16 protein-coding genes are annotated in these 18,139 nt (G+C 71.5%); 9 read left to right on the top strand and 7 right to left on the bottom strand.

The window, feature by feature from the left end:
• Positions 1-32 precede the first annotated feature (32 nt).
• Genes ACPPVS_RS13415 through ACPPVS_RS13400 form a run of 4 tightly spaced genes read left to right on the top strand, consistent with a single transcriptional unit; the run spans position 33 to position 3,496 of the window.
• Positions 33-776: a glycosyltransferase family 2 protein gene (locus ACPPVS_RS13415; protein ID WP_426592754.1), complete on the top strand. Its 744-nt coding sequence runs from the start codon at positions 33-35 to the stop codon at positions 774-776.
• Complete coding sequence (locus tag ACPPVS_RS13410) at positions 773-1,183, top strand: DUF2304 family protein (protein ID WP_426592753.1); 411 nt, start codon at positions 773-775, stop codon at positions 1,181-1,183. Before ACPPVS_RS13415 ends, ACPPVS_RS13410 begins: the two co-directional genes overlap by 4 nt.
• Entirely contained in the window at positions 1,180-2,481 is a 1,302-nt protein-coding gene (locus ACPPVS_RS13405; RefSeq protein ID WP_426592752.1) for a lipopolysaccharide biosynthesis protein, read from the top strand. The genes ACPPVS_RS13410 and ACPPVS_RS13405 overlap by 4 nt, the downstream gene beginning before the upstream one ends.
• Positions 2,474-3,496, top strand: coding sequence for a glycosyltransferase family 2 protein (locus ACPPVS_RS13400; protein ID WP_426592751.1), 1,023 nt, complete (start codon positions 2,474-2,476; stop codon positions 3,494-3,496). Before ACPPVS_RS13405 ends, ACPPVS_RS13400 begins: the two co-directional genes overlap by 8 nt.
• A gap of 7 nt (positions 3,497-3,503) precedes the next feature.
• On the opposite strand, the gene ACPPVS_RS13395 is transcribed toward ACPPVS_RS13400, so the two are convergent.
• Together ACPPVS_RS13395 and ACPPVS_RS13390 are read right to left on the bottom strand one after the other, a co-directional pair.
• Positions 3,504-5,435 carry a hypothetical protein gene (locus ACPPVS_RS13395; RefSeq protein ID WP_426592750.1) on the bottom strand — a complete coding sequence of 644 codons (1,932 nt, stop codon included), beginning with the start codon at positions 5,433-5,435 and terminating at the stop codon, positions 3,504-3,506.
• A gap of 131 nt (positions 5,436-5,566) precedes the next feature.
• Positions 5,567-6,190: a class I SAM-dependent methyltransferase gene (locus ACPPVS_RS13390; protein ID WP_426592749.1), complete on the bottom strand. Its 624-nt coding sequence runs from the start codon at positions 6,188-6,190 to the stop codon at positions 5,567-5,569.
• Positions 6,191-6,299: 109 nt separating this feature from the next.
• Here ACPPVS_RS13390 and ACPPVS_RS13385 point away from each other — a divergent pair, with 109 nt between their 5' ends.
• Entirely contained in the window at positions 6,300-7,244 is a 945-nt protein-coding gene (locus ACPPVS_RS13385) for a glycosyltransferase family 2 protein (RefSeq protein WP_426592748.1), read from the top strand.
• On the opposite strand, the gene ACPPVS_RS13380 is transcribed toward ACPPVS_RS13385, so the two are convergent.
• Positions 7,219-9,339 carry a hypothetical protein gene (locus ACPPVS_RS13380; protein WP_426592747.1) on the bottom strand — a complete coding sequence of 707 codons (2,121 nt, stop codon included), beginning with the start codon at positions 9,337-9,339 and terminating at the stop codon, positions 7,219-7,221. The two genes, ACPPVS_RS13385 and ACPPVS_RS13380, sit on opposite strands and share 26 nt — an antisense overlap.
• Positions 9,340-9,412: 73 nt before the next feature.
• Positions 9,413-10,387 (bottom strand): lysylphosphatidylglycerol synthase transmembrane domain-containing protein, encoded by a 975-nt coding sequence (locus ACPPVS_RS13375; protein ID WP_426592746.1) that lies wholly within the window; start codon positions 10,385-10,387, stop codon positions 9,413-9,415.
• A gap of 13 nt (positions 10,388-10,400) precedes the next feature.
• Here ACPPVS_RS13375 and ACPPVS_RS13370 point away from each other — a divergent pair, with 13 nt between their 5' ends.
• Positions 10,401-11,540 carry a glycosyltransferase family 4 protein gene (locus tag ACPPVS_RS13370; protein ID WP_426592745.1) on the top strand — a complete coding sequence of 380 codons (1,140 nt, stop codon included), beginning with the start codon at positions 10,401-10,403 and terminating at the stop codon, positions 11,538-11,540.
• A gap of 9 nt (positions 11,541-11,549) precedes the next feature.
• On the opposite strand, the gene ACPPVS_RS13365 is transcribed toward ACPPVS_RS13370, so the two are convergent.
• The gene (locus ACPPVS_RS13365) at positions 11,550-13,514 is read right to left on the bottom strand and encodes a hypothetical protein (protein WP_426592744.1); all 1,965 of its coding nucleotides are present in this window, start codon (positions 13,512-13,514) and stop codon (positions 11,550-11,552) included.
• Positions 13,515-13,995: 481 nt separating this feature from the next.
• On the opposite strand from ACPPVS_RS13365, the gene ACPPVS_RS13360 reads away from it, so the two are divergent.
• Complete coding sequence (locus tag ACPPVS_RS13360) at positions 13,996-15,120, top strand: glycosyltransferase (protein ID WP_426592743.1); 1,125 nt, start codon at positions 13,996-13,998, stop codon at positions 15,118-15,120.
• On the top strand, positions 15,117-16,082 hold the full coding sequence (locus ACPPVS_RS13355; RefSeq protein ID WP_426592742.1) for a lysylphosphatidylglycerol synthase transmembrane domain-containing protein: 966 nt from the start codon (positions 15,117-15,119) through the stop codon (positions 16,080-16,082). Before ACPPVS_RS13360 ends, ACPPVS_RS13355 begins: the two co-directional genes overlap by 4 nt.
• Here ACPPVS_RS13355 and ACPPVS_RS13350 read toward each other — a convergent pair.
• Together ACPPVS_RS13350 and ACPPVS_RS13345 are read right to left on the bottom strand one after the other, a co-directional pair.
• A complete protein-coding gene (locus ACPPVS_RS13350; protein WP_426592741.1) occupies positions 16,034-16,795 on the bottom strand; it encodes a class I SAM-dependent methyltransferase in 762 nt (253 codons plus the stop codon). The two genes, ACPPVS_RS13355 and ACPPVS_RS13350, sit on opposite strands and share 49 nt — an antisense overlap.
• A gap of 57 nt (positions 16,796-16,852) precedes the next feature.
• On the bottom strand, positions 16,853-17,569 hold the full coding sequence (locus ACPPVS_RS13345; RefSeq protein WP_426592740.1) for a TIGR03089 family protein: 717 nt from the start codon (positions 17,567-17,569) through the stop codon (positions 16,853-16,855).
• A gap of 223 nt (positions 17,570-17,792) precedes the next feature.
• On the opposite strand from ACPPVS_RS13345, the gene ACPPVS_RS13340 reads away from it, so the two are divergent.
• A complete protein-coding gene (locus tag ACPPVS_RS13340) occupies positions 17,793-18,122 on the top strand; it encodes a WhiB family transcriptional regulator (RefSeq protein WP_426592739.1) in 330 nt (109 codons plus the stop codon).
• The last annotated feature ends 17 nt before the right edge of the window (positions 18,123-18,139 follow it).

The following is an 18,139-nucleotide window of genomic DNA, read 5'->3' as shown; positions in this document are numbered from 1 at the left end:
GGACCGATCCTGTGCGCCTGTACCCTGTGCGCATGTCCACCCCGTCCGTCCAGCGTGTGCTGGTCGTGCTTCCCGCGTGGAACGAGGATCAGTCGCTGCCGGCCGTGCTCGACGAGATCCGCGAGCACCTGCCCGACGTGGGTGTCCTCGTCGTGAACGACGGCTCGGCGGACGCCACGAGCGCCGTCGCCCGTCGCCACGGCGTGCCGGTGCTGGACCTGCCGTTCAACCTCGGGGTCGGTGGTGCCATGCGCGCCGGGTTCCGGTACGCGATCGAGCAGCGCTACGACGTCGTCGTGCAGGTGGACGCCGACGGCCAGCACGACCCGCGTGACGTGCCCCGGATCGTCGAGCGGCTCGCCGACGCGGACGTCGTGATCGGCGCGCGCTTCGCGGGGACGGGCGACTACGACGTGCGGGGTCCGCGTCGGTGGGCCATGCAGGTGATGGCCGGCACGATCAGTCGGATGGCCGGCACGACGCTGACCGACACGACGTCGGGCTTCCGGGGGGCCGGTCCGCGGGCCGTGCGCCTGTTTGCCGTGCACTACCCGGCCGAGTACCTGGGCGACACGATCGAGTCGCTCATCATCGCGCTCCGCAGCGGTCTCACGGTCGAACAGATCGGCGTCTCCATGCGCGACCGCACCGCGGGCCGGCCGTCACAGAGCCCCGTCAAGGCGGCGGTCTACCTGCTGCGCGCGTGCCTCGCCCTGGTCATCTCGCTGACCCGTCGCCGGACGCCGATCCGGCCCGAGTCCTCGGTGGTCGTGTGAGCCGCGGATACGCGTTCGCGCTGCTCGGCGGCCTGGTGACGCTAGTCTTCATGGTCGAGCTGCTGCGTCGGCGTCGCCTGCGCGAGAAGTACGCCGCCCTCTGGATCGCGGTCGCGGTGGTCGTCGCGCTCGGCGCCTGCTTCCCGCAGCTGACCAACTGGCTGGCCGAGCTGGTCGGTGTCACGACCCCGGTGAACCTGGTGTTCTTCCTCGGCCTGCTCGTCCTGCTGGTGGTCTGCGTCCAGCTGAGCGCCGAGGTCAGCGGTCTCGAGCACGAGAACCAGACGCTCGCGGAGGAGTCCGCGCTGCTGCGCAACCGGCTGGAGCGTGTCGAACGGCAGGTCGGCGAGCAGACGCCCGAGCCGCCCGTCGCGGATCCTGGACCGGCTGGCGGCACCACCGGATGACCGACGCAGTCGACGAGCTCGCCCCCGCGGTCGCGGCCGACCGCGGCAGGGGTGGGTTCATCCCTGTCGCGCTCGGTCTCGGGGTCTTCGGCCTCACCACGTACGGCTTCCTGGGCCGCGCGGGCCAGGCGCTCGGTCCCGAGCTGTTCGCCCCGCTGTCCGTGCTCTGGACGATCGTGAACGCGGTGGGCATCGGCCTGTTCCTGCCCTTCGAGCAGGAGCTCGGCCGCACGACGGCGGCTCGCCGCGCGCAGCGTCAGGGCAACGGGCCCGTCGTCGCGATCGTGCTGCGCGTCGCGGCGCTGGTGGCCGCGGCGGTGGTGGTGCTCGCGCTCCTCGGTGCGCAGGTGCTCGCATCGGACCTGCTCGGGCACCGGGGCAACCTGGTGCTCCTGCTGGTCCTGGCGCTGCTCGGCATGGGGCTGTCGTACATCGTGCGCGGCCTGCTCTCGGGCAACGGTCACTTCGGCCGCTACGGCGCGCAGCTCGCGGTGGACGGTCTCCTGCGGTTCGGCACGGCGGCGGTCCTCGCCGCCGTGGGGGTCCGGGACCCTGCGGCCTACGGGGTCGTCCTCGTCGTCGCGCCCGTGCTCGCGGTGGTCCTGACGACGCCGCGCCGGCGCGGTGCCCTCGTGGCACCGGGGCCCACGGTCGCGCGGGCCGATGTGGTCCGGGCCATGACCGTGCTGCTGGTGGCGTCCGTCAGCTCGCAGCTGCTGGCCAACGCCGGACCTCTGATCGTGCAGGTGCTCGCGCGGCCCTCGGAGCAGGCGCTCGCGGGCAAGTTCCTGGCCGCGCTCGTCATCGCCCGGGTGCCCCTGTTCCTGTTCGCCGCGGTCCAGGCCGTGCTCCTGCCGGGGCTCGCCGCGCTCGTGGCCGCGGGTGCCGTGCGGGCGTTCGTCCGGCGGCTCGGGCTGGTCACCGGTGTCACCGCCGTGATCGCCGCGTTCGGGGTGCTCGTCATGTGGCTCTGGGGGAACGACCTGGTCGGGCTCCTCTTCGGCTCCGACTTCGGCGTCGGGCAGGACACGATCCTGCTCATCGCGGTCTCCGGGGCCCTGTTCATGCTCGCCCAGCTCGCCGCCCAGGCGCTGCTCGCCCTCGGTGCCGAGGCCTGGGTGGTGGTCGGCTGGTGCGCAGGGCTCGCGGCGCTCGTGGGAGCGTGCTTCGCGGGTGGGCCTGTCGTGCATGTGGCTGCTGTCGCGCTGGTCGTCGGTTCCGGCGTCGCGCTGCTGGTGCTCGGTGTCGCGGCGGTCGTGCGGGGAGCCCGTTGGCGGGCGCGGGTGCGACATGGCTGAGTCGCCCGCGGTCGACGTGGTGGTGCTCGCCTTCGGCGACGAGCCGTTCCTCGAGGACGCGCTCGACGCCGTCCTGGCCTCGACCGGGATCGCGGTCCGACTGGTTCTCGTCGACAACGGGTGCACGCGTGGCGACGTGGACACGCTGGCGGCGACCCGCGGGGTGCCGGTCCTGCGCCCCGCACGCAACCTGGGGTTCACCGGTGGGGTCAACCTCGGCGCGGCGCGCGGGGACGCACCCTTCCTCGCCCTCGTGAACAGCGATGCGATCGTCGAGCCTGACGCGCTGGCGCTCCTCGTCGAGGTGGCCACCGATCCGGGGACCGGGATCGCGAGCGGTGACATCCGCCTGGCCGACGACCCGGACACCATGAACACGGCGGGCAACCCGTTGCACGTGCTCGGGCTGAGCTGGGCCGGCGGCCTGGGAGATCCCGCTGCCAAGCACCGGGTCCGGCGCGACGTCGCGTCCGCGACGGGGGCGACGCTCGTGCTGCGCCGGGAGACGTGGGCGGCGCTCGGCGGCTTCCCGGAGGCGTTCTTCGCCTACCAGGAGGATCTCGAGCTCAGCTGGCGCTGCTGGCAGCGGGGTCTGCGCGTGCAGTACGTGCCCGGCGCGGTCGTCGTCCACCACTACGAGTTCAGCCGCAACCCGCTGAAGATGTACCTGCTGGAGCGCAACCGGCTGTTGTTCGTCCTGACCACCTACGGCACGCGCACCCTCCTGCTCCTTGCGCCCGCCCTGCTCGGGTTCGAGCTGGCGATGCTCGTCGTGGCGTCGGTGCAGGGATGGGGCCGGCAGAAGGTTCGCGGCTGGGGCTGGGTGCTCAGGCATGTGCCCTGGATCCGCGCCCGACGACGGACCGTCCAGGGCGACCGGACGGTCCCGGACCGCGACCTGGTCCCGCTGTGGGTGTCGCGGTTCTCCCCGGTCGCGATGGCGCTGCCGGCGGGGGCCGACGTGCTCCAGGGCCTGCTCGCGGGCTATTGGGCGCTGGTCCGACGGTTCGTCTGACCGGTCCTCACCAGCTCAGCACACGGTCCGCGACGCCGGCCAGCGAGGGATCGCTGCGGAGCACGCCGGCGTCCTGCGGGGCGGCGACCACCACGACGCCTGGCGTGGCGAGCACACGAACCGCCGAGTCGGCGGCCGAGCGCGGTTGGCCGCCGGGTCCGAGCAGGTCGCCGGCGTCGTCGTTGGCCTCCGTGGTCCAGGTCCCGGACAACGCCAGAACCCACTGCTGGGCATTGACCGGGTTGATGCCGTCGATCGCGAGGAACGTACCGGGCCGGTCGGCGAGGAGCGTCGCAGCGTGCAGGAGATCGTCGGCCTCGGCCGTCTGCATCGTCCCGGCAGGCACGACACCGCGACCGAACCCGGTGAAGCCGAACAGCTGCGTGCTCGCCGCGGCCGCGAGCGTCAGGCTCGCCGTGAGGCGTACGAAGCCCGACCGCGTCGTCGGCCGAGGCGCCCCGGGCCAACGTGCGACCGATGTCGCGATCACGGCGATGCACACCAGTGCCACCCCCGTGAAGAGCTTCCAGAAGTAGTACGAGAGCCCGCCGCCCTCCCGGTGCTGGATGAAGGCCACCCCCAGGACGGCGAGCGCACCCGCGAGCGGGACGAGCACCAGCCACCTGGTCCGGGTCTGCTGCGTCCCTCGCGGCCAGACCGTCACGGCCAGGGCGGTGAGCACGATCACCCCGAGGAGCCCCGGGTCCGCCGTCGTGATGCCGCCCGGGATCGCCAGGACCTTTCCGGGCTCCAGACCCGAGAGCGTCCGGTACGTCCCGAACAGCCCGAGCCCCAGCAGGACGGCCGCGGGCGCGACGGCTCCGACCGTGCGGCGGTCCGGCCACCGCAGCCGCCCGAGCGGAAGGACGACCATGAGGGCCGCGGGCAGGGCGACGACGAGCAGGAGCGCCCAGGTCTGGGCGACGCCCACCACCAGCCCGGCGAGCGCGACGAGGGGGAGGACGGTGCGTCCGGAGTGCCGGGACGGCAGCGACGACGCGAGCGTGATCGCGCCGACGGTCAGGACGCCGGCCACCGTGAAGTTGGCGAAGCCCTCCCGCACGGCGCTCCCGCCGGGCCCGAGGACGAACGCCGAGACGACGAGAGCGCTGAGCAGGAGGGCGCGGCTCGGACGGCGACGGGCCGCCGGCAGGGCGCACACCGCGGCGGCAAGCAGCACCGCGCACGCGACGATCACGAGACCTTGGACGTGCGCGTAGGCCAGGACCTCGTCGGCGGGCGACCCGGCCACGGGGCCGTTGGTCAGCTCGATGGCCGTCGCGACGAGCGAGTGATATCCCTGCGGGTAGTCGACGAACTTCCAGTGCTGACCCGAGGGCGCCGCCGCCCCGGCGCTGCCGATGGTCGAGCCGAAGCGGCGGAGCATCAGGACCATGTTCACGTGCGCGGAGCTGTCCCAGGCGGGCAGGAGCGCCGACACGGCCTCGGCGCCCGTGGACAACCGCAGCCAACCGGCGGCCACCCATGCCGCACCGGCTGCGGAGACGGCGAGGACGGCGTCCACCGGCCGCCAGGCCGGGTTGGCGCGCGCGGCTCGTCGTCGCGCGTCACCGGGTCCGCCCCACAGGACGGCGACGGTGAGCGCGCCTGCCAGCACGGCCAGCAGCACGGTCGCGCGACCGAGGCCACCGAGGGGCAGGTGCGACCACCAGAGGACGGGCACAACACCCGCGACGAGCCCGGCGAGCAGCACGATGCGGCGCGAGATCAGCGCCGACGTCGGCACCGCGAGGGCGAGCACGACCGCCACAACGAGGGCCAGGTCACCCTCCAGGACGCGTGTCGTCCGCAGCACGGTGACCAGGAGCGCGACCAGCGCGCCCGCCGCGACGGCGGCAGCGCGCCAGGTGCGAGGGGCGGGCGGGCGCACGACCGCCGGTTCGAGCAGCAGCGGTGGCGCGGTCCGGGTGTCGGCCACGAGGGGGTCCGTTCGGGTGTTCCCCGAGCGGCGCTCCGGGTGCGTCGGGCGTGACGCGTCGTGCCCGAGTCGACGAGCGCACGAACTTTACCTGGACAAGCGACCAGTTGTGGTCGCCCGAACGGGTGACATCAGCGTGGACGCCGGCCCAGCAGCACGAACTCGTTGTACGCGAACGCCTTACCGGCCCACCGGGGCAGGGGGAACGAGGAGGTGCGGGCGATCTCGATGCCCAGGTCGTCGGCGAGCGAGCGCAGTGCCGCCGTGTCCGTGAAGGTGATGTGCGTGTGGTCCGTGGCGTAGCCGCGTTCCTGCGGCGTGATGAACGCGACCCGCCCGCCGGGGCGGACCAGGGGGAGATACATGCCCAGGATCTGTCGGGCATCCCCCGGGGTCAGGTGCTCGATGACGTGCGCGACGAGCATCCCGTCGTAGCTGTCAGGACGGCACAGCTCGGGGGTCGCGAAGAACTCGTCGTCGGTGAACGCGGCCAGGCCCGAGCGTCGGGCCACCTCGATGGAGAAGGGGTTGTGGTCGACGCCCACCGAGCCGGTCGCCAGGGCGGGCAGGTTCCGTCCGATACCGCACCCGACGTCGATCGCCCGACCCAGGCCGAACCGCCGGATGTTGCGCTGGTAGGGCGCCTGGACGTGCAACGCCCGCTTCCACCACACGTCGCTGAGGTCCGCGAGGCGCTCGGCGTAGTCGAGGCCGGCGGTGGGCTCGGTGTCTGGTTCGTCCGGGTCGGCCACCATGACGGCGACCCTAGCCCAGCTCCTGTCGTCGCGCGCCGCCCAGGTAACATCGTCGAGCCCTCTCGGCTGCCTGCCGATGCGTCGGGCGACTTTTCCCGACAGGACGGTCATGAAGGTCTTCATCCAGATTCCATGTCTCAACGAGGAGCTGACGCTCCCGGCCGTCCTCGCCTCGATCCCGCACGTCATCGACGACGTGGACGAGGTCGAGATCCTCGTCGTCGACGACGGCTCGACCGACCGCACCGTCGAGGTCGCCCAGGCCCTGGGTGTCACGCACTTCGTGCGCCACTCGCGCAACATGGGGCTGGCGCGGTCTTTCCGCGACGGGATCGACTACGCCCTGGCGCACGGCGCGGACATCGTCGTCAACACCGACGGGGACAACCAGTATCCGCAGGACCGCATCCCCGACCTCGTCCGCCCGATCGTCGACGGGTGGGCCGAGATCGTCATCGCCGACAGGCAGACCGCGACCATCGAGCACTTCTCGCCGTTCAAGAAGCTGATGCAGCGCGTAGGCAGCAGGGTGGTGAGCGGTGCCGCAGACACGGACATGCCTGACGCGGCGAGTGGCTTCCGTGCGTACTCTCGCTCGTCACTGCTGCGTCTGAACATCGTGACCGACTTCAGCTACACCATGGAGACGATCATCCAGGCGGGGCACAAGCGGCTGCGCATCGAGAGCGTCCCCGTGGTGACGAATGCCAAGACACGCGAGTCGCGGCTCTTCAAGAACATCTTCCACCACATGTTCAAGTCAGCCTCGGCCATCACGCGCAGCTACCTCATGTACAAGCCGTACGTCATCTTCGCCACCCTCACGGTCGTCTTCGGGGTGCTCGCGCTGATCCCGTTCGTTCGCTTCGTCGTGCTCTGGGCCGGCAGCGGGGTGCAAGGTGGCCACGTCCAGTCGCTGGTCTTCGGCTCGATCATGGCGGTGGCCGCACTGCTCTCGCTGGCGCTCGGCGTCTTGTCCGATCTCCAACGGGTCAACCGCGTGCTGCTCGAGGACCAGCTGGAACGGATCAAGGAGCTGCAGTACCGGCGCTGAGGGTCGCCGGGTCGACCGGGACGAGCACGCCGTCGGGGCCGATCGTGGCCACCCACAGCCGAGAGGTCGTCTCGTCGGCGCGGTACGGGATCTTCTGCAGCCGTTCGCGCCACGTCGTGATGGTGCTGACCCGCAGCGGTGACGGCATCACGCCGTCGGGCCACGGCACGGTGTAGGGACCGAACGTGACGAGCTTGACGTCCTGATCCCCCCACGCCGCGCGGATGGCCTGGAGGTCGGACGTCTCCAGTGGCCGCATCGCCCGGACGACCTCGACACCGCACACCGTGCGCAGGCTGGCCAGGTACGACGTCGCCTCCGTGCCCGTCTCCATGACGACGACCGGGTCGTCCCCGATCGCTGCGCACGCCGTGTGCAGCTGCGCGAGACGTCCGTCCTGCTCGATGGAGAGCATCGTCGGCCCCCAGGTGAGGGCCGGGAAGACGGCGACGACCGTGGCGCCGACGACGGCGACCATCCGCGCCACCTGCTCCTTGCGCGACCAGAGCGCGTCGAGGGTGATGGCGGCTGCGAGCAGGAAGCCCGGGATCGTGACGGGCAGGAAGCGCCGCATGGCCCAGATCTGGTCGGGCGTGATGTTCACCACCCACAGGTAGAGCAGCGACGGTGCGACGACGACGCCGAAGACGACCGCCAGCCGGGGGTCGCGACGGGCCACGGTGCGGTGCAGCATGATCGCGAGCCCGACGACGGCCAGGACCACCATCGGCCAGCCGTAGTACCACGCGTGCCACGACAGGGAGGACTCGTCGTAGCTGCGCGTCGGGCTGATCGGCATGCCGGCGGCCTCCTGGAGCACGGCGACGTGCTCGGAGTACCCGGTGTGGGCCGGGACGTGGTGGTTCACCATCCAGAGCGGCCGGCTTGCCAGGAAGAGCGCGACGACGACCACGGCCGCTGCGGCGTAGGACGCGAGCCTGCGCTTGTTCGCCAGCACCCAGCGGCGTGCGGGGTCGAGCCGGGCGAGCGTGCCCAGGAGGACGACACCGAGCGCGGCGAGGACGAGCGCGCCGATGAGCGACGAGAACTGCTTGACGTGCTCGTGGAGGTAGGCCTTGCTGTTGAGACGCAGGTCCAGGTAGCCGAGCAGCACCATCACCACCGCGGCCGAGGCGACCAGGCCCAGGGCGATGAGCTGACGCCGCCGCGTCCGTGGCGGGACGGCCGCCGCCGCGGTCAGGCCGATGCCGGCCACGAGGCCGACCACAGAGGCCGCGCCGTCGATGCGCACGAGGGCGGTCGCGCCGATCATCAGGCCGGCGATCACGTAGCGGGCCGACGAACGGGTCTCGATGGCCGACCACGTCATGGTCAGGCCGCCGAAGAGGAGCGCCAGCACGAGGGGCTCGGTGTAGGGCGCGCGTGAGAAGACGACCATCGGCATCGAGAGCGCGAGGGCGACCACAGGGACCAGGGCGAACGTCGGCCGGACGATCCGCCGCGCGAGCGTGAAGACGGCCAGGAGGGCGACCGCGCCGATGACCAGGTTCGCCCGCAGCAGGGCCGGCTCACCCCCGACCCAACCGGCCAGTCCCAGCATCCCCGGCAGCAGCTTGGCGCCCTGGACCTGCAGCGATCCGCCCACCAGGTCGTAGGCGCCCGTGGCTGCAGAGAGTCCGGGGACCGCGTTCTGGACGGTTACGGCTGCGCCGACGGGGATGCTCGGTGAGGGGTGCCCGGAGAGCCACATGCCCTCCAGCGTGAGGAAGCCTGGGTCGCGCGACACGATGATGAACGTCGATGCGAACGGGATGTTGACACCGAGCCACACCACGACCGCACCGAGCGCGGCGAAGGACGACACCAGGTGACTACGGGTCGCAGGCAGGACCGCCGGGGTGAACCGCCAGGTCGAGAAGACGACCACCGCGAGCAGTGGAAGCACGACGACGGGGCGGAACTGCGAGCACAGCACGCACACCGCGACCACCAGCGAGGTCCAGAAGAGCAGCATGACGATGCGGTCCGGCAGACCCACGACGACCCTGGCCCACCGGGTCGGCTCGCTCTGGCCGGGCGCGGGCGGGCTCGCGAGCCGTCGCGGCTCGGCGGTGCTCGTACGCGAAGGGTTCACGTGCCGTGTCTCGTCTCTCGTCGGCTGCTCGTCACTCGCGACCCTATCCGCGCGATCTGTCGGCCCCGACGGCTCACCGATCATCGCCGAGGACTGCGCCGGGTGCCCGCCGAGCCGTCGTCGCGCGGTGCCGCTTGTCCGCCAGCACCGCGACGCCGGCGCACAGGAAGTCGCCGACGATCATCAGCGCACGGCTGACGAGGGCCAGGGCGAGCGCCGTCGACCTGTCCATCACGGGCGCCATGGCCAGTACCAACGCCGCCTCGCGCGCTCCGGCCCCGGCGGGCAGGAAGACGATGACGAATCCCACGACCCAGGCCAGCGCGTATGCCCCCGTGGTGAGCAGGCCGAGGTTCGCGGACGAGACGCCGGAACCCGCCGCGAGGCACCACAGGTGCGCGCCGAACGTGACCCACATCACGAGTGCCCAGGCCGCCGACCGCAGCAGGGTCCGGCCCGATATCTCGTCGCCACCCGGCCGGCGCAGCACCCGGCGCGCCAGGACCATGACGCGGTTGAACACTGCGGGGACGAGCATGACGATGCCGGCGACCGCCACGAACAGGAGCCACCAGTACGCGCGCAGGGCATCAGCTGAGGCGACCGACAGGGTCGCGCCCGCGACCGCGATCCCGACGACGAGCCCGACCACCAGCTGCGTGAGCGCGGCTGACCCGGCCCGGACTCGCGGGACGCCGTACTCCGTCGACAGCTCTGTCTGCGCGAGCACCGGCCAGATGCTTCCCGGGATGTACTTGCCCAGCTGACTGAGGAAGTACACGCGAGCGGCGGCCGTCACCGGCAGCGGTGACCCCATCCCCGCCAGCACCGATCTCCAGGAGAGTGCCGCCGCGAACAGCCCGACCAGCACGAACGCGAACGCCCCCACGATGCTCGCGGCATCCAGCCGGTGCACGGCGTCGAGGATGTCTGACCATTCACCGGCGACGAAGACCACCACGAAGCCGACGACGATCAAGGTCCCGAGCAGCTTGACCCACCGTGCACGGATGCGTCGAGGGGTCGGCTGATCAGGGGCGGGCGGCACCCGACGATCGTAGGTGAGCGCAACGGGAGCCCTGGCCACGGTCGTCGGTCCCACTGCCGACGCCTGTACTGTCCGCACCATGCCCCGCGTGCTCTTCGTGACGAGGAAGTTCCCGCCGTCGGTCGGCGGGATGGAGACCCTCGCCGTTGACGTGTGGCACGCGCTCGACGGTGGGGACGCCCGCCTGATCGCCCACCGCGGGTCCAACCGGGGGCTGCCGTGGTTCCTGGTCCGGGCCGCCGTCTCGGCCCGACGGGCTGCGCGTCGTCGCGAGGTCGACCTCGTGCTGACGGGCGATGTGCTGACGTTCCTGACGCTGCGGGCGTTCGCTCGGACCGGGCGCGCACGACTGGCGACGATGGCGATGGGCAAGGACGTGGTCTGGCCACCACGCCCGTACCAGTGGTTGGTGCGGCGTTGGCTGCCCTCCGCGGACCTGGTCGTCGCCATCAGCCAGGCCACCGCCGGCACGGCCATCGCGGTCGGTGTACCCGACAACCGGGTCCAGGTCGTACGGCTGGGTGTCGAGGAACCCCCGGAGGCCGACCGCGAAGAGGCGCGCCGCGAGCTGCGCAAGCGTCTCGGTATCGACGACGAGACCGTCGTGATCGCCACGCTGGGCCGGCTCGTGCGCCGCAAGGGCGTGGCGTGGTTCGTCCGTGAGGTCCTTCCTCGGCTGCCGGAGCGGTGCGTGTACGTCGTGGCCGGGGACGGGGACGACCGGGCACAGGTGGTCGACGCGAGGGCGGCGCTCGCGGACCCGCGCCGCGTCCGGCTGCTCGGCGCAGTTGACGACGCCGACCGCGAGCTCCTGCTGCGTGGGTGTGACATCTTCGCCCAGCCCAACATCCCCGTCGCGGGGGACATGGAGGGCTTCGGGCTGGTCGCCATCGAGGCTTCGATGCGCGGGGCCCTGGTCGTCGCAGCAGACCTCGAGGGTCTGCGCGACGCGGTGGTCGACGGGGAGACGGGCATCGTCGTGGCCGCACAGGACGCCGGCGCATGGGTGCGTCGGATCGGTGGGCTCTTCGAGGGCGACCGGCTGGCCTCGTTGGCCGCGCAGTACGCCGACGGGTGCAGACGCCTCTATGGCCGCGACCGCATGGGCGCCGAGCTGCGTCAGGTCCTCGGTGTCAGGTCGCCGAGCGCTTAGCAGCCGGGATCAGCCTTCGACCGGGGTCAAGGTGCCGTCCGGGCCGATCCTGCCTACCCAGAGCCGCGAGGTCGACTCGACGTCACGCTGAGGGATCCGTTGCAGAGGGTTCTCCCACCAGCTGATCGTCGTCGTCCGCAGCGGTCCGGGCGCGGTGCCGCCGGCCCACGGCACGGAGTCGGGCGTGAAGGTGACGACCTTGACGTCGTTGTCGCCCCACGCTGCCTTGATGGCCGCGAGGTCGGACGCCGTCAGTGGCACGTTCGCCTGAACGACGTCCACGTCACATCCGCTGCGGAGCGTGGTGAGGTACGGCGGCGACCCCGCGCCGACAGCCATGTAGACGACGGGGCCACCCCCCACGGCGGCGCACACGGCGTTCATCTCGCCGAGCCGTCCCCCCTGCTCGACCGTTGTGAGCACCGGGCTCCAGGTCAGGATCGGGAAAGCCGCGACGACGACGCCTCCGGCGACCGCGAGCGCACGCAGGACCCGCGAGCGCTGCGCCCAGAGCGTGTCGACGACGACCGCCGACGCGATGAGCAGTCCGGGAATGGTGACGGGAAGGAACCGTCGCATGGCCCAGGTCTGGTCCGGTGTGATGGCGATGTCCCAGAGATAGAGCAGTGACGGGGCGACCACGACGCCGAGCACGAGCGCGAGCCGCGGATCGCGCCGCGCCACGAGGCGGTAAGTGATCAGTGACAGCCCCACCACCGCGAGGACCACCATGGGCCAGCCGTAGTACATGCCGTGCCACGAGAGCGAGTACTCGTCGTAGCTGCGCGTGGGATCGAGCGGCAGATGGTCCATCTCCTGGAGGGCGCCCACCACCGAGGCGTACGGCGAACCCGCGGGGATGCGTCGGTTGACGAGCCACAGCGGCCGGCTCGCGAAGAAGGCAGCCACGACCCCGACGCCAAAAACGGCGGCCGCGGCGAGCCCGCGTCGGCGGGTGAGCACCCAGCGGCGCAGAGGGTCGAGCGAGCGGAGGGTGCCCAGCACGATCACGAGGATCACGGTGCCGGCGAGGGCGGCCATGAGCGCCGTGAACTGGTGGGAGAGGGAGACGAGATACGACGGGCTGTGGAGACGGAGGTCCAGGTAGCCGATCGCCACCATCGCCAGAGCAGCGCCGATGACGATCCCCGTGGCCCCGACCTGTCTGCGACGCACCCGTGGGCCGAGGGCTGCGGCCGCCGTCAGTCCCAGGCCACCGATCAGACCGATCACGGAGGCCGCGCCGTCGATCCGCACGAGGGCGGTGCCCCCGATCATCGCGCCGGCGAGCAGGTATCGCCACCACGTGCGCGTCTCGATCGCCGACCACGCCATGGTGACGCCGCCGATCACCAAGACAAGCGTGAGCGGCTCGGTGTACGCCGCGCGCGAGAACACCATCATCGGGATCGACACGGCCAACGCTGCGAGCGGGACGAGCGCCACCGCGGGCCGGACCAGCCGACGGGCGAGCGCGAACACGGCCAGGAGTGCGACTGCTCCGATGACCAGGTTGGCTGCCAGCACGGCCTGGTCGCCGCCGACCCAACCAGCAAGTCCGAGCATCCCGGGCACGAGCTTGGCGCCCTGCACCTGCAACGGGCCCGACAGCGGGTCGCCGGTCGACGCAGAGAGCCCGGGTACTACGTGCTGGACGTCGATCGCGGAACCGACCGAGATGTCCGGTGCAGGGTGAGCGCTGAGCCACAACCCCTCGAGCGTGAGGACGCCGGGGTCGCGTGTCGCTGTCACGTACCGGGAGGCGAACGGGAGGTTCGCAACGAGCCAGAGGGCGGACCCCGCGACGGCGACCGACGACGAGACGACGGACGCGCGGGTGGTGGGCAGAGCGGCGGGCATGAACCGCCACGTCGATGCGACCACCACCGCCAGGAGAGGGAGGACGACGACCGGACGGAACTGGGAGGCCAGCACGGTCAGCGCGACGACCACCGAGCACCAGAACATGAGCATGACGAGCCGGTCGGGAAGGGCGACAGCTGCCGTGCGGGCCCGATCGCTTGGCGAAGGACGGCGTTGCCGGGACGATCGGGACGGCGGAACAACGACGGCCGAACGCGCGCCTACCGGGCTCACAACTGCAGCTTCGTCGTCGGTCGGTTCACGGTAGGCGACCTTACCTGCCGAATCTCGTGTCACCGTCGAGCGTGACGGGCGGCCGGGCATCGCTCAGCCGGCGACGAGGACGTACAGCGGGCGCCTGCCATCGTGCAGCCTCGAGACGGGCGCGCCAACAGCACCGGCGACGCACCGACAAGGGAAGGATGGTCATCAAGGCCTTCATGCAGCACCGACGGCGACCCATAGGGGTCGGGCCAGGCGTCCCGGGTAGCATCGGTGAGCCTCCCGGCGGCCACGCCGATGCAGCAGGCGACGTGGCGAGGACGGACATGACGAAGTGCACGCAGGCTCCCGACCTCGGGGTGGAGGTCTGATGGACGGCCCAGGTGGTCGCGGCACGATCGTCGCGACCGGCACCTACGACGCGGGCGTCCATCCCCGCATCGGGGTCATCGTCGAAGGCCTGCGTGAGCGAGGCTGGGACGTCGACGAGATCGTCGAGCCGCTGCGGCTGGACACCGCCCAGCGCGTCGAGATGCTGCGGAGGCCGCAGCTGCTGCCGCGGCTCGTCGTGGCACTCGCTTCCGCGTGGTGGCGGCTCGCCCCGTCGCTGCGTGCCCGCCGGCGTCATGGACCCCGGCCGACAGCGGTGCTCGTCGGCCATCTCGGGCACTTCGACATCGCTGCGGTGCGCCGGCTGATGCGCCCGGCGCCCGTGGTTCTGGACTTCCTGATCTCCGGTGCGACGACGGCCGACGACCGGGGGGTTGGCGGCCGTCTCAAGCGTCGGCTGCTCGTCGGGCTCGACGCCTTCGCCTTGCGACGGGCCGACCTGGTCGTCGTCGACACGCAAGAGCACCTGGCGGCGCTGCCCGAGGCTGTCCAGGAGCGCGCTCTCGTCGTCCCGGTCGGCGCAGACGCGAGGTGGTTCGATGCGGCGCACGTGCCGCGGGTGACCGCGGACTCTCCGATGTCGGTGGTCTTCTACGGGCTGTTCACGCCGCTGCAGGGCACTCCCGTGATCGCCGAGGCCCTGCGCCTGCTCGACGGGCTGGTCGAGGCGACGGTCGTGGGCACGGGTCAGGACGAGTCCGAGGTGGACAAGGTCCTCGTGGGAGTACCAGGCGTGACGCGAGTGTCGTGGGTGGCCCCCGACGAGCTGCCCGCCCTGGTCGCTGCCCACGACGTGTGCCTAGGGATCTTCGGCACAAGTCGTAAGGCGTTGTCGGTCGTGCCGAACAAGGCGTTCCAGGGCGCGGCCGCCGGGTGCGTCGTCGTGACCGGTGACACCGCCCCGCAGCGACGGACCCTCGGCGACACCGCGATCTTCGTGCCGCCAGGCGATGCCGTGGCGCTGGCGGAGGCGCTGCGGGCGCTCGCGCTCGACCCCGCTCGGCGGCGTGACATGGCCGCGCGGTCGGTCGCGCACGCTCGGTCGACCATGTCGGCGGCCTCCTGCGTCGGTCCCCTCGACGCGGTCCTGGTCGGTGGCTTGTGAATCACGTGATCGCCCTGCTGCGCTCGCGATGGCTACGGGTCGGATTCGTCGTCGTCGCGCTCGGGGCTGCCACCTTCGCGGTGGTGCATGAGTGGGCTGACGTCCAGAGCGCGCTGACCTCCATCTCGGCGTCCCTGCTGGTCGGCTGCGTCGCGCTCGCCGTCGTCAACGGACTGCTCACCCTGCTCTCGTGGCGCGCGGTCCTCGCCGACCTCGGCTCCGACGTCCCGATACGGCCGGCATCGACCATCTACTTCATCAGCCAGCTCGGCAAGTACGTGCCGGGCGGCATCTGGAACATCGTCGCAGCCACCGAGCTCGGTGCCGACCAGCGGATCCCGCGGAGGCGTTCCCTGAGCGCCATGGTGGTCTCGGTCCTCGTCGCGATCGTGTCCGGCCTGGCGGTGGCGGTTCCCGCCCTGCTGCTCGCGGGGCCGACCGGGATCGACGAGCGCTGGGTGTGGGCAGCACTGGCGGTCTCGCTGCTGGTTCTGTCGCCACCCGTGCTGAACCGGATCCTGGCGGTCGCGCTCAGGCTGGCGCGCCGCGAACCGCTCGAGCACCCGCTGACGGTGCGCGGGACGCTCAGAGCGACCATGTGGTCCGTCGCGGGCTGGCTCGTGGTCGGCCTGCAGGTCTGGCTGCTCGCACGCGCCGTCGGCCTGCCGCCGGGCATCGACACCTATCTGCTGGCGACCGGCGCGTACGCCCTGGCGTGGACCGTGGGGTTCGTCATCATCTTCGTCCCGGCGGGAGTCGGCGCACGAGAGCTCGTGCTCGCGTTGCTGCTGTCCGGGCACGTCGACCGTGACGCCATCCTCGTGGTGGTGCTCGTGAGCCGTGTCGCCCTGACCGCTTCTGACCTGATGCTGGGCGGAACGGCGCTGGTGCTCGGTCGCCGGCGGGGATCAGCTCACGGAACTATTGCCCAGCCGACGAGCCCGGGTCCACGCGTCGGGTAGTGCGTCTGCCACGCGCGGAACGGTGCCGTCGCATGCCAGCGCAGGTCACCGACGCGGAGCGACGCCGGCTGACGCAGCCGACCCGAACCCTCGGTGCGGTCCGCCATGGCGACCGCCCCCGTGTCCACCGGACGACGTCGCGCGATCGTGTTGCGCGCCGCTTCGAGCGCGTAACCGAACGGGTAGCCGTAGTGGTGGGCGCGCGCCTGGACGAGGCCCGCAGACCGGAGCGTGTCGGTGAGGTCACCCACCGAGTAGCGCCGGTAGTGCCCGACGTTCTCGTCCCACGGCCCGAAGCGCTCGGGCTCGGCGGGGACCGAGACGACGACGTGCGCGCCGGGCCGCGCCGCGCGCAGCCACGACCGCAGGATCTCAGCGTCGTGCTGGAGGTGCTCCAGGACCTCGAACGCCACGAGGAGGTCGGCTGAGTGATCGGCGTGCGGGTTACCAGGGTCGTCCCATGCGGGCACCACCACCCCGCCGGTGTCCGCGACCCGCGCGGCGGCGATCTTCGCGGACGACTCGGACGGCTCGACCGCTACGTAGGCGGAGTACATCCCGGAGAGGCGTGCGCCGAACGACCCCTGACCGCAGCCGAACTCGGCGACGACGGTTGACGGGCTGCTGGGCAGGAGGGGCTGGACTGCTCCCCAGCGCATGGCACCCCACCAGGTGAGCGGGGGCACGGGCAAGAGCACGATCGGAGCGGGCACGGCTACAGAGTCTGCACCACGTCGGCGGCGGTCCGCCTCCAGCGCGCCCGCGGACGGTCAGCCGAGCAGGTCGGCCGTGACCAGCTCGGACTGCACCAGCCGCGCGCGTCGTGACGGGTCGGCACCTAGTGCGGCGGCCGTCGGAACGTCGACGAGCACCAGCGATCCGTCGCCGGCAAGGACTCTCAGGCTCTGCGCCATGCTGACGATGGTCAGCGCCGGCACGGCCGCGAGCAGCGTGCGGCCGGAGTCAGCGGGGGCGGGCATCAGGTCGATGTGACGGATCTGCGCGGTGCCGTCGTCGAGAGCATCGGCAAGCGGGTCCAGAGGTGGCGACCAGCCGAGCACGTCGCCGTAGGTCATCACGGCAGATGCGGCATCGATCGCGCCTGCGGGAAGCTCGTCGTCGAACCGGCGTGCGAGGCCGGCGAGTGCAACGGCGACCGTCGGCACGGTCATGCGTCTCGGGGGCTGGTTCGTCACCAGCGCATCGAGGGCCGTTCGCGAGTCGAGCACGACGCATGCACCGAGTCGCCACGCCGCGAGCGCCCACACGATGCTGCGCCAGTGCATCGGCAGGTGCAGACCGATCCGAGCACCGGGTCCGGCGTCGAACTCCTCGACGAGCAGGTTCGCCGTCTTGTTGACCCAGTTCACGAGCACGGCACCCGACAGCTCGACGCGCTCGCCGCCGTCGCCGTACCAGGTGATCCGGGGCCGACCGGGCTCCGCGGTGAGCAGGGCGAGGAGGTCGGCGATGGTCGTCGGAGGCACGCCGCAACCCTACGGCGACACGCCCGGGGAGCCGGAATCGCACAAGTTCACCCGACAGAACCGGGCAAATACCATCTCCCCGCTTGACCAACGTGAACGACACGCGTGTAATTCCATAGAACGGATTCACCTGCAGCACATCTTGCTCACAGCAGAGAACGTCGTCACGGCCTCACCCATCCACAGCAGCACCCAGCACCAGAAGACCCGCACGGAGGCACGCATGTGGAATCTGCTCGACAACGACGAGATCTTCCCGACGGACGCACGCAGGGCTGCACAGACGCAGGCCTCCAACGTGCTGCCGATCTTCGGTGCCCTCGAGGACGAGGGGCCGATGGGATGGCAGGAGCGCGCGCTGTGCGCCCAGACCGACCCGGAGGCCTTCTTCCCTGAGAAGGGCGGCTCCACCCGCGAGGCCAAGAAGGTGTGCACGGGCTGCGACGTGCGCTCCGAGTGCCTCGAGTACGCCCTGCAGAACGACGAGCGCTTCGGCATCTGGGGCGGCCTGTCCGAGCGCGAGCGGCGCAAGCTCAAGCGGCGTGTCGTCTGACGTTCACAGGTTCTCGG

It is taken from the genome of Cellulomonas sp. McL0617 (assembly GCF_049994875.1).
In the GTDB taxonomy this organism is placed as follows: Bacteria; Actinomycetota; Actinomycetes; order Actinomycetales; family Cellulomonadaceae; genus Cellulomonas.
Note: the sequence above shows the minus strand (reverse complement) of the source record. Positions and strands in the feature narration are given on the sequence as shown.

What these genes read in the sequence shown, in the direction of transcription:
- ACPPVS_RS13415 (WP_426592754.1), top strand. Translation starts at nt 33, where the DNA reads ATGTCCACCCCGTCCGTCCAGCGTGTGCTGGTCGTGCTTCCCGCGTGG.
- ACPPVS_RS13385 (WP_426592748.1), top strand. Translation starts at nt 6,300, where the DNA reads ATGAAGGTCTTCATCCAGATTCCATGTCTCAACGAGGAGCTGACGCTC.
- ACPPVS_RS13405 (WP_426592752.1), top strand. Translation starts at nt 1,180, where the DNA reads ATGACCGACGCAGTCGACGAGCTCGCCCCCGCGGTCGCGGCCGACCGC.
- ACPPVS_RS13360 (WP_426592743.1), top strand. Translation starts at nt 13,996, where the DNA reads ATGGACGGCCCAGGTGGTCGCGGCACGATCGTCGCGACCGGCACCTAC.
- ACPPVS_RS13365 (WP_426592744.1), bottom strand. Translation starts at nt 13,514, where the DNA reads ATGCTCATGTTCTGGTGCTCGGTGGTCGTCGCGCTGACCGTGCTGGCC.
- ACPPVS_RS13390 (WP_426592749.1), bottom strand. Translation starts at nt 6,190, where the DNA reads ATGGTGGCCGACCCGGACGAACCAGACACCGAGCCCACCGCCGGCCTC.
- ACPPVS_RS13400 (WP_426592751.1), top strand. Translation starts at nt 2,474, where the DNA reads ATGGCTGAGTCGCCCGCGGTCGACGTGGTGGTGCTCGCCTTCGGCGAC.
- ACPPVS_RS13340 (WP_426592739.1), top strand. Translation starts at nt 17,793, where the DNA reads ATGTGGAATCTGCTCGACAACGACGAGATCTTCCCGACGGACGCACGC.